The organism is Stenotrophomonas bentonitica (assembly GCF_013185915.1).
Classification (GTDB): domain Bacteria; phylum Pseudomonadota; class Gammaproteobacteria; order Xanthomonadales; family Xanthomonadaceae; genus Stenotrophomonas; species Stenotrophomonas bentonitica.
On record NZ_JAAZUH010000001.1, the window covers coordinates 1,663,469 to 1,677,061 of the forward strand.

The following is a 13,593-nucleotide window of genomic DNA, read 5'->3' on the forward strand; positions in this document are numbered from 1 at the left end:
AGTAGCGTGTTAAACCGCCTCGGAAAGTTACGATTGCGTTACCGTTAATTATTTGCGCGATGCCACCGGACTGTTTGCCGACTTTGGCGGAAGCGATCCACCGGTCTGGCGGAAGCCCGACGCAGACTGGCCATAACGGGCGCGGAACGCACGCGCGAAGCTGCAGCAGTTGTCGAAACCGCTGGCCGCTGCGACTTCTCCGATCATCATGTCGGTGTCGCGCAGCAGGTCCGCGGCGCGTTCCAGGCGAAGACGCGCCGACAGCGACTGCGGGCTTTCTTCGTACAGGCTCTGGAAGGTTTTGGACAGGTACCAGCTGGAGAAGTTGGTCAGCTCGGCCAGTTCGCCGATGCGCACCACGCGGTGGCTGTTGCCTTCCAGGTACAGGCGCGCACGCTGCATGCGCCCGAACACCTGGCGCTTGCGGATGCGCGAACGGCCGGGGCAACGCTGCACGCCGGTGGCCATGCCACGCTGCATCGCGGCCAGGTGCAGCAGCACCGGACGTAGTGCCTGCGCCGGCTGGCCGCTGGCCAGTGCGTCGCGCCACAGGCGCAGGGCCACCCGCACTTCGCTGCGCGACATGCTGCCGCGACCTGCGTACAGGCTGCAGTCGGCGAGTTCGCCCAGTGCACGCAGCGCGTCCGGGGTCAGGCTCAGGCCGATGCACAGGCCATCGCGGCCGGCCTGGATCATCGGCTTGGACTCTCTCTCGAACGCAATCCATTCGCGCTGGCGCAGGCGGAAGCGGCCCTCCTTGGATTCGACCCAAGCGCTGCCACGCAGCTGCATCCACACGGTGAACGTGGTGCCGGCGGTCTGCAGGCTGCCCAGCCGGGCGACACCGAGACAGGTCGGCAGCGGACCGTCGTCGACGATCTTGTCCAGGGAGAGCGATTGGCCGCGATCGGCCAGGGAAAGCTGACGCATGACGTACACCGGGGTTTGCCGTAACAGGGCTCCCGTTTTGCCAAATCAGGTCAACTGCGTCAGGACGATTCGACGAGATTGATCCGAATTCGTCACGATGCCATCACGAAGAAAGTACGACGACTACTTTCCCTTCCAGAACAACAGGTTGGGCGCGGCCGAGAACACCGGGCGCGGCGGTTCGGGCAGCGTCATCACGCCGATATCGGCGCCATCAGCGACCGCCAGGGCCAGGTACACCGCACTGCCGTCGGGCTGCGCGCTGAAGCCGTTGCCGGCACTGAGCCGATTCGCGTCCAGGCACACTTCTTCGCCATTGGAGGGCGCATTGATGCGCGCGAACACGGTAGAACAGTCGGCACGGCTGGACAGGTAATCCAGGCTGCCGTCGCGTGCGACCGCCCAGGTGCGGTAGCGCCAGCGCGACGGGCGGTCTTCGCTGACCTGCTGCACGCTGGCCGGATCCAGCTGCAGGTTGGCCGACCACAGGCCGCCTGCGGACAGGCGGGTGAACAGCACGCGCTGGTTGGCTGGATCCAGCCGCGCCTGGGACACGCCGTCCACGCTGCCGAGCAGCTTCCACGGTGTTGTGCGGCGGTCGAACAGCGACAGCCGCATGCGCTCGTCGTGGTCGCGCTCCACCACCAGGATGTGGTCATTGTCGCCGGCGTACAGCGCCTGCAACGGTTGCGCCACCGGTACCGGCAGTGCCACGACCTGCTCGTCGCGCGGTGAGACTTCGTAGATCACCGGCTGGGCCTGGGCATCGCGGCCGGACACCAGCAGGTGCCGGCTGTCGGGCGACCAGTCCGCGGACTGGCGGGTTTCGGGGCGCAACCCTTCCACCGGGCGCAGTGACTCCGGACGGCCCAGGTCGGCCCACCACAGGCCGTAATTGCCGGACCGATCGGAGGTGAACACCAGTTGCCGGCCATCGGGCGCCAGCATCGGCTGGCCATCGCGGCCGTTGGAGGGGAACAGGCGCTCGGGGGTGCCGGGGCGCCCGTCCTTGACCGGCACGCGGAACAGGCCGAACTGCGCCTTGCGGTGCACGAAGGCCAGCATGTTGTTGTGGCGCGACAGCGCCGGCGACTGCGCATCGTCCAGGCCGACATCGCGCAGCGTGCGCGTTTCGGTGTCCAGTTCGTACAGGCGCGCCTCGCTGTCGACACGCCGGCCGAACACGATGTGGCGGCTGTCGCCGCGCCAGGCCCAGCCACGGATCTCGGCCGAATCGCTGGTGAGCTGTTCGGGTTCGCCGCCGGTGGCGGGCAGGCGCCACAGGTCGCCGATCTGCGGATTGCGCACGAACACGATCCAGCGCCCATCGGGCGAGAACCGCGGCGCATAGTCGAAGCTGTCGTCGGCAACCTGATAGTCGATCGGGGTCCAGGCGCCGCTGGCGATATCCAGCACGCGGATGCCGCGGTGCGCATGGCGACCGGACAGCGAACCAAACACCAGGCCGCGCCCGTCCGGGGTCCAGTCGAAGCTGAGCAGCTCGGTACCGTCGCAGCGCGTGACGTGGCGGATCGCGCCGCCGGTCGCGCTGGCGATCAGCACTTCACAGCTGGCCTCGGGCCCGAAGCGCGCAAAGGCGATGTCGCGGCCATTCGGCGACCAGTTCGGGAAGCGGTCCGAATGCCCGACCGGGGTGTCGGTGAGCAGGCGCGCCGGTGCATTGCCCGAGGTCTGCACTTTGATCGCGCTGCCGCCGCCGCTGGCATCGTCGGCCTCGTAGGCGACCTGCGAGCCGTCCGGCGACACCGTGGGATAGGTTTCAAAGCCGGCCGTGGCGGTAATCAGCCGGTACGGGCGCTGCGGGCTGCCGACCACGCGGCTGCCGTCTTCCAGCACGCCGTTTGCCGTCGGGGCACTGGCCGGACGCTGCAGCAGCAGCGCGGTCAGCACCAGCAGCGCCACGGCCATGGCCAGGCCGATGGCCAGGAACACGTAACGCCGGGTACGCCGCCAGCGGCTGCGCGGACGCGGCGCGGGCGCAAGCGTGGGCGCGGCGAACACGGCGGCCAGCGCGTCGCGCTCGTCTTCACCGGGCGCACTGTCGACGTCGGGCAGCGGCTCGGCCAGCACCGATACCGGCTGCAGCAGCCGGTAACCGGTCTTGGCGATGGTTTCGATATAGGCGGTGCCGGCCTCGTCGTCGCGCGAGAACGCCTTGCGCAGCTGGGTGATGGCCTGGGTCAGCACATCGTTGGTGGGCAACGTGTCCGGCCAGACTTCGGCAAACAGGTCGTCGCGGGTCACCACGGCACCGGGCACGCGCATCAGCACCTTGAGCACACCCAGCGCTTTGGGCGTCAGCCGCCGGGGACGGCGCGCGCCATCCACCACCACTTCACGCGAGGACAGCGTGATGGTGCATTCGCCGATCCGGATGCGGTCGGCAGCGGGTGTCTCACTCTCTATGACGTTCATTCCGGTGCTGCTGCAACAACTGAACAACTGGAACGCAGCGACCGAACCGCCAGATTCCGCAAATGGCATCAGCGCAAAGCGCAAAAACACTGAAGCGCGCGAATACTAGCCTAAGCAGGTTAAACGGCGCCTGTGCGTCGGGAAGACATCAGGCCCTCTCTCGCCGACGAATCCATACAATTTGCTGCACTATTCGCGCCTTCGGGCGCGATTTTTTTATCTGCGATTCAGAAAAATTTTATTTTTGATTCAGCTTCGTGCATTCCGAATCATGGTCAGGCCCACCAGGCGCGATACCACCAGCGCCACGTACATCACGCCGGCGAACTGTTCGAGCATCACCAGCGCACGTGCCTGCGGATGGATCGGCACCACGTCGCTGAGGCCGACGCCGGACAACAAGCTGAAGCTCAGATAAAGCAATTCCATCCACGTGCGCAGCTCGTTCTCGCTGGTGGCCACGAAGCTGCCCGAGTACCACTGCTGGCAGACCGCGAAGGCGAAGGCGAACGCCCACGCCAGCAGGGTGAAGGTGGCCCCCGCGGCGAACAGCTCGTCGCGGGTGACCTTGTGGTCCTGCAGCATGTAGGCGATCAGGCTGCCGGCCGTATAGAAGTACAGCAGGCATTCGAGCAGCTGCGCGGTGGTGACCAGCGCCGGGCGCCCGAGCAGCGCGCCGGCGATGGATAACACGACCGAGGGAATGGCCAGCACCAGTGCCAGCCACATGCCCAACGGGCTGCGCCGCACCACCCAGATCGCCAGGCCAAGCACGGCGATGCCGAAGGCGCCGAACAGCGCGCGACCGGCCCCGGACTCGTCCATCGCGGGATAGAGCAGCACGCCCAGCAGCTGCACGGCCAGCAACCAGGCCGACGGATGCCGGCGGGCAATGGCCAGCCACTTGGTGGTGCGCGCTATCGCCATCGTCCGTCCCCCGGGGCCAGGTGTAATGCCCGGAGCTTAGCTCAGCCCTGCCCGGCCGCGTAGTCGCGCACGTCCTGGGTGATCTTCATCGAACAGAAGTGCGGCCCGCACATTGAACAGAAGTGCGCCTCCTTGTGCGCCTCCTTGGGCAGGGTTTCGTCGTGGAATTCACGCGCCTTCTCCGGGTCGAGGCCGAGGTGGAACTGGTCTTCCCAGCGGAACTCGAAGCGCGCCTTGCTCAGCGCGTTGTCGCGCACCTGCGCGCCGGGATGGCCCTTGGCCAGGTCGGCGGCATGCGCGGCGATGCGGTAGGCCATGATGCCGTCGCGCACGTCCTGGCGGTTGGGCAGCCCCAGGTGCTCCTTGGGGGTGACGTAGCAGAGCATGGCGGTGCCATACCAGCCGATCATCGCCGCACCGATCGCGCTGGTGATGTGGTCGTAGCCCGGCGCGATGTCGGTGGTGAGCGGTCCCAGGGTGTAGAACGGTGCTTCGCCGCATTCGTGCAGCTGCTTGTCCATGTTCTCCTTGATGAGCTGCATCGGCACGTGGCCGGGCCCTTCGATCATGGTCTGCACGTCGTGCTTCCAGGCAATCCTGGTGAGTTCGCCCAGCGCTTCGAGTTCGCCGAACTGTGCGGCGTCGTTGGCGTCGGCAATGCAGCCCGGGCGCAGGCCATCGCCAAGCGAGAAGGTCACGTCGTAGGCCTTCATGATTTCGCAGATCTCTTCGAAATGCGTGTACAGGAAGTTCTCGCGCTGGTGCGCCAGGCACCACTTGGCCATGATCGAACCGCCGCGCGAAACGATGCCGGTGACCCGCCTGGCGGTGACCGGCACATGGCGCAGCAGCACGCCGGCATGGATGGTGAAGTAGTCCACGCCCTGCTCGGCCTGTTCGACCAGGGTGTCGCGGAAGATCTCCCAGCTCAGCGCTTCGGCGCGGCCGTCGACCTTCTCCAGCGCCTGGTAGATCGGCACGGTACCGATCGCCACCGGCGAGTTGCGCAGGATCCATTCGCGGGTTTCATGGATGTGCTTGCCGGTGGACAGGTCCATCACAGTGTCGCCGCCCCAGCGGATCGCCCAGACCAGCTTCTCCACTTCTTCGGCGATGCCCGAGGACACCGCGCTGTTGCCGATGTTGGCGTTGATCTTGGTGAGGAAGTTGCGGCCGATGATCATCGGTTCGCTTTCGGGGTGGTTGATGTTGTTGGGCAGCACCGCACGCCCGCGCGCGATTTCCGAACGGACGAATTCGGGGGTGATCACGGCGGGAATGGCCGCGCCGAACGACTGCCCGGGGTGCTGGGCCAGCAGCGCCTTGTCGCGCACCTGCTCCAGCCGCTGGTTCTCGCGGAGGGCGACGAATTCCATTTCCGGGGTGATGATGCCGCGTCGCGCGTAATGCATCTGGGTGACATTGGCGCCGGCCAGCGCGCGGCGTGGCTGCAGACGCGAGGGGAAGCGCACGGCGTCCAGGCGGGCGTCGAGTTCGCGCGAGCGTCCAAACGCCGAGCTCAGGCGCGGCAGCAGTTCGGTGTCGCCGCGTTCGGCCACCCAGCCGGCGCGCAGCGCTGGCAGGCCGGTGGAGAGGTCGATGCGCGCTTCTGGGTCGGTGTAGGGGCCGGAGGTGTCGTAGACGGTCAGCGGGGCGTTGTCGCCGCTGAGCGCGATCTCGCGCATCGGCACCTGCAGGTCGCTGCGCGAACCGGGTACGTGGATCTTGCGGGAGCCGGGGATCGGCCGGGTGACCGAGGCGGAGAGTTGCTGGGCCTGCTGCTGCAGGCTGGAAGGGTGTGCGTTCATCGGCAGCGTCCTGGGTACTCGCCCGCACGGGGTGTGCGGAACGGGGACGAAGCGGCGGCGCACGGCAGGCGCATGGCGCACGCGGTCGGCGCGGCCTGCAGCTGCTGTAGCGAAGCTTCCCTACGCCGGTATCAACCGGATCAGGTTCGATGGGACTGTCTCAACCGTGGCCCCAGGGCCGCGGTACCCCCGCTTCGGGGCGGATTAGAGCACAGTGGCGGCGTAACGTGAACAGGAGGGTCATGCGCGGTTGGCTAGACTGCCGCGCATGGTATTTCGACTCTCCATCGCGCTGGTGGTGCTGCTGGTGCTGGCGGCCGGTGTTGCGCCGGACCCCTTCAACGACGTGGTGCGTGGCGGCCTGGTGCATATCGTGCGGAGCGCCGGCTGGCTGTACCTGCTGGTGGTGTTCATCACCCTCTCCTTCCTGCTGTACCTGGCGTTCGGCCGGCTGGGCAGCCTGCGCATCGGCGGCGAAGACGCCGAGCCGGAGTTCTCCAACGCCAGCTGGATGTCGATGCTGTTCGCGGCCGGCATGGGCATCGGCCTGGTCTTCTGGGGCGCGGCCGAACCGGTCTCGCACTTCGTGATTCCCCCGGAGGGCCTGCCGCCGCAGAGCATGGAAGCGGCGCGCGCATCGATGCGCTATGCGTTCTTCCACTGGGGCCTGCACCCGTGGGCGATCTATGCGCTGATCGGGCTGGCGATGGCGTGGTTCCAGTTCAACCGCGACGGGCGGGGCCAGATCAGCGACCTGCTGCAGCCGTTGATCGGCGCGCACCACCGTGGCTGGATCGGCACGGTGGTGAACGTCGCGGCGGTGGTCGCCACGGCGATCGGCGTGGCCACCACGCTAGGCTTCGGCACCATTCAGATCGCGGCCGGCATGGAGCGCGTGTTCGGCATCCGCGCCAACGTGCCGTCGCAGTTGACGATCATCGCGGTGGCGTTCGTGCTGTACATGGCCTCCACCGCCAGCGGGGTCAACCGCGGCATCAAGTGGCTGTCCAACTTCAACCTGGGCCTGGCCGCGCTGCTGCTGGCACTGGTGATGGTGCTGGGCCCCACGGCCTTCATCTTCGATACGTTCACCACCACGATCGGTTCCTACCTCAACCAGCTTGTGACGATGAGCCTGCGCATGTCGCCGTTCTCGGGCAGCACGTGGGTGGCGGACTGGACGATCTTCTACTGGGCGTGGTGGATCGCGTGGGCACCGTTCGTGGGCTCGTTCATCGCGCGGGTGTCGCGCGGCCGCACCATCCGCGAGTTCGTGCTCGGCGTGGTGATCGCGCCGAGCGTGCTCGGCTTCCTGTGGTTCTCGGTGTTCGGCGGCACCGCGCTGTGGTCGCAGATCTTCGGCCACGTCGACCTGGTGCAGGCATTGGGCAATGGCTACGAAACCGTTCTGTTCACCATGTTCGACAGCCTGCCGATGCCGACCGTGCTGTCGGTGATCGCGCTGGTGCTGTTGATGATCTTCTTCGTCACCTCGGCCGACTCGGCGGTGCTGGTCCTGGCCAGCATGTCCACCGACGAAGCGGGCGACCCACCGCTATCGCGGAAGGTCACCTGGGGCGTGGCGATTGCGCTGATTGCAGGCGTGCTGCTGTTGGCCGGCGGCCTGGATGCATTGCAGGGCATGATCACCATCGCCGCCCTGCCGTTCGCGCTGCTGATGCTGGCGGTGATCTACTCGCTGTACCGCGTGTTGGATGTGGAATACCAGCTGCAACGCCGCCGCGCATTGCGTGCGCGACGGATGATGGACGCATGGATCGAGCGCGAGATTGCCGCGCAGGAAGAGACGCGGGATGAGGCTTCTCGGGCTGAGTCCTAGAAGCAGCGTCTCAGTACTACGTGCAGGGGCGGCCGCCCCCATACATGGTCGCGTGCGGTGAGAAAGAGCAGCCGGGCAAGGCCCGGCTCTACCGCTTTTCGGTGACTCACCTGTCCACCGTCGGAGGGTCGGCGGGGGTGGGTTTGAGGGGGCACGAGCCGCATGGATGCGGCGATGAGCTTACATGGACGTACTTGCAGCGTCCCCCACAAACCCACACCCGACGGCCCTGACCAGGGAAACCATACAGACGGCGGCTGTTCGCCTTAATCCAACAGCGAGCCGGGCAGAGCCCGGCTCTACGGCATTCATGCAATCCGGGGTTTGCAGTTATTCCATGCAATCCGGGACCTGCACTCGTCAGTACCCCGCAGCCTGCCCATCCTTGCGGCTTTCCGAAGCGCCGTAGTACACGCCCGTTTCCGGGTCGCGCATGATCGCCTGGTAACCGCCGTACGGGCCGTCGGCGAAGGTAACGCGGTGCCCCTTGCGCATCAGCGCGCGCACGGTTTCGTACGGGTAGCCCGTTTCCAGGTTCACCTCGCCGCCGTCGCTCATCGCCGTCGCCTGCCCGGTCGGCTCCGTCGAACCCTCGTGCTGGATGCGCGGCGCATCGCCCGCCTCCTGCAGGTTCATCCCGAAGTCCACCATGTTCATCACGATCTGCGCATGGCCCTGCGGCTGCATCGCACCGCCCATCACCCCGAAACTCATGTACGGCTTCCCGTCCTTGGTCACGAAGCCCGGAATGATCGTCTGGAACGGACGCTTGCCCGGCGCATAGCCGTTCGGATGATCCTTGCGCAGCACGAACATCTCGCCGCGATCCTGCAGGATGAAGCCCAGCCCCGGCGGCGCCATCCCGCTGCCCATGCCCCGGTAGTTCGACTGGATCAACGACACCATCATCCCGTCCGCGTCCGCCACCGTCATGTAGATCGTGTCGCCTTCCTCCAGCTGCTTCGGCGTGCCCGGCTGCACCTCGCGCAACGCCTTGTCCATCGAAATCAGCTTGCGACGCTCCGCCGCATACTCCTTCGACACCAGCTTCTGCACCGGCGCCGGCTGGAACGCCGGGTCCGTATAGAACCTCGCACGATCCGCAAACGCCAGCTTCTTCGCCTCCACGAACAGATGCACATGCTCCGGGGACCCGAACGGAATCTTCGAGAAATCGTAGCCCTCCAGCACGTTCAGGATCTGCAGCGCCGCGATGCCCTGGCTGTTCGGCGGCAACTCCCACACGTCATAACCCCGGTAGTTGCTGCTGACCGGCTCCACCCACTCCCCGTGGTGGCTCGCCATGTCCTCATAGCTCAGGTAGCCACCGTTCGCCTTGAAGTACGTACCGATCTTCCGCGCGATGTCGCCCTTGTAGAACGCATCGCGCCCGCCCGTTGCAATCTGCTCCAGCGTGTTCGCCAGGTTCGGATTCTTCCACATCTCACCCTTGCGCGGCGCATGCCCGTTGATCGTGAACTGCTCCTTGAAGCCCGGGTACTGCGACAGCTTCGGCACCGAACGGTCCCAGTAGTACGCGATCACCTCCGCCACCGGATGCCCCTCGCGCGCATAGCGGATCGCCGGCGCCAGGTTCTCCGCCATCGGCTTGCGCCCGAACTTTTCATGCAGCGCGAACCAGCCATCCACCGCGCCCGGCACCGACACCGGCAGCGGCCCCGTCGCCGGAATGTCCTTCAGCCCACGCCGCTGGAACTCCGCCAGCGTCAGCGACTTCGGCGACCGGCCCGAACCGTTGTAGCCGTACAGCTTCTGCGTCTTCGGATCCCACACGATCGCGAACAGATCCCCGCCCACCCCGTTACCGGTCGGCTCCATCAACCCCAGCGCCGCATTGGCCGCAATCGCCGCGTCCACAGCCGACCCGCCGCCCTTCATCACCTCCAGCGCGATCTGCGTGGCCAGCGGCTGCGACGTCGCCGCCATCGCGTGCGGCGCGATCACCTCCGAACGGGTCGCGAAGTCCCGCCCGGTCACCCGGTCGGCAGCGGAAGAGAACAGCGGCAACGCGCACAGCAGCGCGGTGGCCAGTACGGCACGGGCAAGGGGTCGGGACACGGTTGGGGATTCCAGGTAGAGAGATAACCCACCGATGGTCGCCGCAGTGGCCGCATTCGCACATCCGACAATGGTCATGCACGACACACGCTCAAGCCGATATTCCGCGCGGAAACCCCGCTTCAATACTTGAACCCGGGTTCACCGGAACGATTTCACCCGCAACCATCCTTGTGCGACAGGGCTTTGCGCTCGATACAGGCGAAACTGTTGGAAATCGGCTTTCCACGGTTGACAGCGGCAAAACCGCTGTGGTTTTCTCGATCACATGTTGCAGCGCCACACGCCCATTCGCGAATCCATCGAGCACGCCGGACCCGGCGCGGCCTCGATCCGTTCGCTTCTTGTCCTCGTACTTATTACCCAACCAACAGGTGCGGGACGGACCGGCGTGTAAGCAGAACTGCCAGGTATCCATCAAAACCCGCACCCACCCAGGTGCGGGTTTTTTCGTTTCAGAACCCTTCGATTCTTCTTCCTTCCGCCACACCTTCCAGAGGACCTCCCCCATGAGCACCAACGACCTGCCCCAGATCAAGATCGCTGTTGTCGGCTATGGCAGCCAGGGCCGCGCCCACGCCCTGAACCTGCGTGAGTCCGGATTCGATGTCGTCATCGGCCTGCGTCCGGGCGGCCCGACCGAGGTCAAGGCGCAGGCGGACGGCTTTACCGTCAAGGCCCCGGCCGAGGCCGTCAAAGACGCCGACCTGGTCGCCGTGCTGACCCCGGACATGGTGCAGAAGAAGCTCTACGAAGACGTGCTGGCGCCGAACATGAAACAGGGCGCGGTGCTGCTGTTCGCGCACGGCCTGAACGTGCACTTCAACATGATCGCCCCGCGCGAGGACCTGGACGTGGTGCTGGTCGCGCCCAAGGGCCCGGGCGCGCTGGTCCGCCGCGAATACGAAATCGGCCGTGGCGTGCCGTGCATCTGGGCGGTCTACCAGGACCGCAGCGGCAAGGCCGCCGAGTACGCGCTGGCTTATGCCGCCGGCCTCGGCGGTGCGCGCGCCAACCTGATCCAGACCACCTTCAAGGAAGAAACCGAAACCGACCTGTTCGGTGAGCAGGCGGTGCTGTGCGGCGGCGCCTCGGCGCTGGTCCAGGCCGGTTTTGAAACGCTGGTGGAAGCCGGTTACCAGCCCGAAATCGCCTACTACGAAGTGCTGCACGAACTGAAGCTGATCGTGGACCTGTTCTACGAAGGCGGCATCACCCGCATGCTGGAGTTCATCTCCGAAACCGCGCAGTACGGCGACTACGTGAGCGGCCCGCGGGTGATCGATGCCGGCACCAAGGAGCGCATGAAGGCGGTGCTGACCGACATCCAGGACGGCACCTTCACCAAGAACTGGGTGGCCGAGTACGAAGCGGGCCTGCCGAACTACAACAAGTTCAAGCAGGCCGACCTGGAACATCCGATCGAGAAGGTAGGCAAGGAACTGCGCGCCAAGATGGTCTGGTTGCAAAGTCAAGCCGCGTAACCGCGGCTCCCCCACCGCTTTCGCAAAGGTCACCGCATGAACACCTCCGCACACAGCACCGCGCCCCGCAACGGCGCACGCTGGTTGACGCAGGCCCTGGAAGCCGAGGGCGTCGACACGCTGTTCGGCTATCCGGGCGGCACCATCATGCCCTTCTACGACGCCCTGGTGGACTCGGGGCTCAAGCACATCCTGGTCCGCCACGAACAGGGCGCGGCCCTTGCCGCCAACGGCTACGCCCGCGCCAGCGGACGGGTCGGGGTGTGCGTGGCCACCTCCGGCCCGGGCGCCTCCAACCTGGTCACCGGCATTGCCGACGCGATGCTGGATTCGGTACCGATGGTCTGCATCACCGGCCAGGTCGCCACCCCGCTGCTGGGCACCGACGCGTTCCAGGAACTGGACGTGTTCGGCCTGACCCTGCCGATCGTCAAGCACAGCTGGCTGGTGCGTTCAGTCGACGAGCTGCCGCGCATCGTCCGCGAAGCCTTCCGCATTGCCCGCGAAGGCCGCCCCGGCCCGGTGCTGATCGACCTGCCCAAGGACGTGCAGGTCGCTGACGCCAGCCACCTGCCGGCGCATGTCCCCGAAACGGTGAACCCGCCTGCGGGTCCGCAGGATGAGGCCGTGGCGGCCGCCATCGCCGCGATCCAGGCCGCCGAAAAGCCGGTGATCTATGCCGGCGGTGGCGTCGCCCTGGGCGATGCGGTCGAGGACTTCCGCGCCTTCGTCAACGCCACCGCCATTCCCACCGTGCTGACCCTGCGCGGCCTGGGCGGCCTGCCGGCGCAGCATCCCCATTACCTGGGCATGCTGGGCATGCACGGCACCCGCGCGGCCAACATGGCGGTGCAGGAAAGCGACCTGCTGGTGGTCGTGGGCGCACGTTTCGACGACCGCGCCACCGGCAAGTTGAACGAGTTCGCCCCGTTCGCGCGGGTCATCCACATCGACGCCGACGCCTATGAAATCTCCAAGCTGCGCACCGCAGACGTCGCCGTGCCGGGCAACGTCGGCACCGCGCTGCGCGCACTGACCGCCGCACTGCCCAGCCCCGCACCAACACAGGACGCGTGGCGCAAGCGCTGCGCGGGCCACCGCGAGCGCTTCGCCGCGCGTTACGACGCCCCCGGCGTACACATCTACGCCCCGGCGCTGCTGAAGCGCCTGAGCGAAGTCGCCCCGGCCGACGCCATCATTGCCTGCGACGTGGGCCAGCACCAGATGTGGGTGGCCCAGCACTGCCGCTTCAACCATCCGCGCAACCACCTGACCAGCGGCGCGCTGGGCACCATGGGCTTTGGCCTGCCGGCGGCGATGGGCGCGCAGTTCGCCTGTCCCGAGCGCACCGTGGTACTGGTCTCCGGCGATGGCAGCTTCATGATGAACGTGCAGGAGCTGGCCACCATCGCCCGCTGCCGCCTGCCAGTGAAGATCGTACTGCTGGACAACAGTTCGCTGGGCATGGTCCGGCAGTGGCAGGAACTGTTCTTCGCCGAGCGCTACAGCGAGATCGACCTGTCCGACAACCCGGACTTCGCCGCACTGGCCAAGGTGTTCGGCATTCCGGCCACCCGCATCGAGGCGCGCGACGACGTCGAAGGCGGCCTGGCCGCGCTGCTGGCCGAGCCCGGCCCGGCCCTGCTGCACGTGGCCATCGACGCGCGCGCCAACGTGTGGCCGCTGGTCCCGCCCAACAATGCCAACAGCACCATGCTGGAAAGCAACCCCGCCCACCAGCCGCAGGAGTTCCCCCATGCAATACCGGCTTGACCTGGTGCTGGTTCCGGCCGAAGGCGCGCTGCTGCGCGTGATCGGCATGGCCGAACGCCGCGGCTTCGCCCCGCGCGCGATCGTCGGCGCGCCCAATGCCGCCGACGATGGCCGCTGGCACCTGCAGCTGGTGGTGGACAGCACCCGTCCGCCGGAAACCCTGTGCCGCCAGATCGAGAAGATCTACGACTGCGTGTCGGTGCGGATCAGCGCGCTGGAGCCCGGCGCTGGAGTATCGGCATGAACGCCCGCACCGTGGTTACGGTGCCGGTACGGAGGGGCCTTCTCGCAGGCCCGTCGACGTCGCGCAACCGCC

Annotated in this window: 9 protein-coding genes and 1 riboswitch; of the genes, 4 read left to right on the forward strand and 5 right to left on the reverse strand. The window is 66.7% G+C overall.

The features are described 5' to 3' along the window. Window positions 1-48: 48 nt before the first annotated feature. The 4 genes from HGB51_RS07365 to thiC all read right to left on the reverse strand — a co-directional run bounded on the left by HGB51_RS07365 (window position 49) and on the right by thiC (window position 6,101). Window positions 49-930, reverse strand: a complete 882-nt coding sequence (locus HGB51_RS07365) for a helix-turn-helix transcriptional regulator (RefSeq protein ID WP_070207335.1) — start codon at window positions 928-930, stop codon at window positions 49-51. Between the two features lie 123 nt (window positions 931-1,053). Further along, window positions 1,054-3,366: a winged helix-turn-helix domain-containing protein gene (locus tag HGB51_RS07370; RefSeq protein WP_070207297.1), complete on the reverse strand. Its 2,313-nt coding sequence runs from the start codon at window positions 3,364-3,366 to the stop codon at window positions 1,054-1,056. A gap of 249 nt (window positions 3,367-3,615) precedes the next feature. Further along, window positions 3,616-4,293 (reverse strand): ion channel, encoded by a 678-nt coding sequence (locus HGB51_RS07375; protein ID WP_070207296.1) that lies wholly within the window; start codon window positions 4,291-4,293, stop codon window positions 3,616-3,618. A 41-nt stretch (window positions 4,294-4,334) separates the two neighbouring features. Next, a complete protein-coding gene (thiC, locus tag HGB51_RS07380) occupies window positions 4,335-6,101 on the reverse strand; it encodes a phosphomethylpyrimidine synthase ThiC (RefSeq protein WP_070207295.1) in 1,767 nt (588 codons plus the stop codon). A gap of 99 nt (window positions 6,102-6,200) precedes the next feature. Beyond that, window positions 6,201-6,302, reverse strand: a riboswitch (TPP riboswitch). Window positions 6,303-6,369: 67 nt separating this feature from the next. Here thiC and HGB51_RS07385 point away from each other — a divergent pair. Next, window positions 6,370-7,941 carry a BCCT family transporter gene (locus tag HGB51_RS07385; RefSeq protein ID WP_070207294.1) on the forward strand — a complete coding sequence of 524 codons (1,572 nt, stop codon included), beginning with the start codon at window positions 6,370-6,372 and terminating at the stop codon, window positions 7,939-7,941. Window positions 7,942-8,301: 360 nt separating this feature from the next. Here the strand turns inward: HGB51_RS07385 and ggt are convergent, their stop codons facing one another. Further along, window positions 8,302-10,020, reverse strand: coding sequence for a gamma-glutamyltransferase (gene ggt, locus HGB51_RS07390; protein ID WP_070208857.1), 1,719 nt, complete (start codon window positions 10,018-10,020; stop codon window positions 8,302-8,304). Window positions 10,021-10,394: 374 nt separating this feature from the next. Here ggt and ilvC point away from each other — a divergent pair, with 374 nt between their 5' ends. The 3 genes from ilvC to HGB51_RS07405 are packed head-to-tail and all read left to right on the forward strand — an operon-like array spanning window position 10,395 to window position 13,521. After that, window positions 10,395-11,504: a ketol-acid reductoisomerase gene (ilvC, locus tag HGB51_RS07395; RefSeq protein ID WP_484600363.1), complete on the forward strand. Its 1,110-nt coding sequence runs from the start codon at window positions 10,395-10,397 to the stop codon at window positions 11,502-11,504. A gap of 36 nt (window positions 11,505-11,540) precedes the next feature. Continuing rightward, complete coding sequence (ilvG, locus tag HGB51_RS07400; RefSeq protein WP_070208855.1) at window positions 11,541-13,277, forward strand: acetolactate synthase 2 catalytic subunit; 1,737 nt, start codon at window positions 11,541-11,543, stop codon at window positions 13,275-13,277. After that, window positions 13,261-13,521, forward strand: coding sequence for an ACT domain-containing protein (locus tag HGB51_RS07405; protein WP_070208854.1), 261 nt, complete (start codon window positions 13,261-13,263; stop codon window positions 13,519-13,521). The genes ilvG and HGB51_RS07405 overlap by 17 nt, the downstream gene beginning before the upstream one ends. Window positions 13,522-13,593: the final 72 nt, after the last annotated feature.

Bases quoted from the DNA above. Each gene is read 5' to 3' on its own strand.
- HGB51_RS07385 (WP_070207294.1), top strand. From the start codon at position 6,370: ATGGTATTTCGACTCTCCATCGCGCTGGTGGTGCTGCTGGTGCTGGCG.
- HGB51_RS07370 (WP_070207297.1), bottom strand. From the start codon at position 3,366: ATGAACGTCATAGAGAGTGAGACACCCGCTGCCGACCGCATCCGGATC.
- HGB51_RS07365 (WP_070207335.1), bottom strand. From the start codon at position 930: ATGCGTCAGCTTTCCCTGGCCGATCGCGGCCAATCGCTCTCCCTGGAC.
- HGB51_RS07405 (WP_070208854.1), top strand. From the start codon at position 13,261: ATGCAATACCGGCTTGACCTGGTGCTGGTTCCGGCCGAAGGCGCGCTG.
- HGB51_RS07375 (WP_070207296.1), bottom strand. From the start codon at position 4,293: ATGGCGATAGCGCGCACCACCAAGTGGCTGGCCATTGCCCGCCGGCAT.
- ilvG (WP_070208855.1), top strand. From the start codon at position 11,541: ATGAACACCTCCGCACACAGCACCGCGCCCCGCAACGGCGCACGCTGG.
- thiC (WP_070207295.1), bottom strand. From the start codon at position 6,101: ATGAACGCACACCCTTCCAGCCTGCAGCAGCAGGCCCAGCAACTCTCC.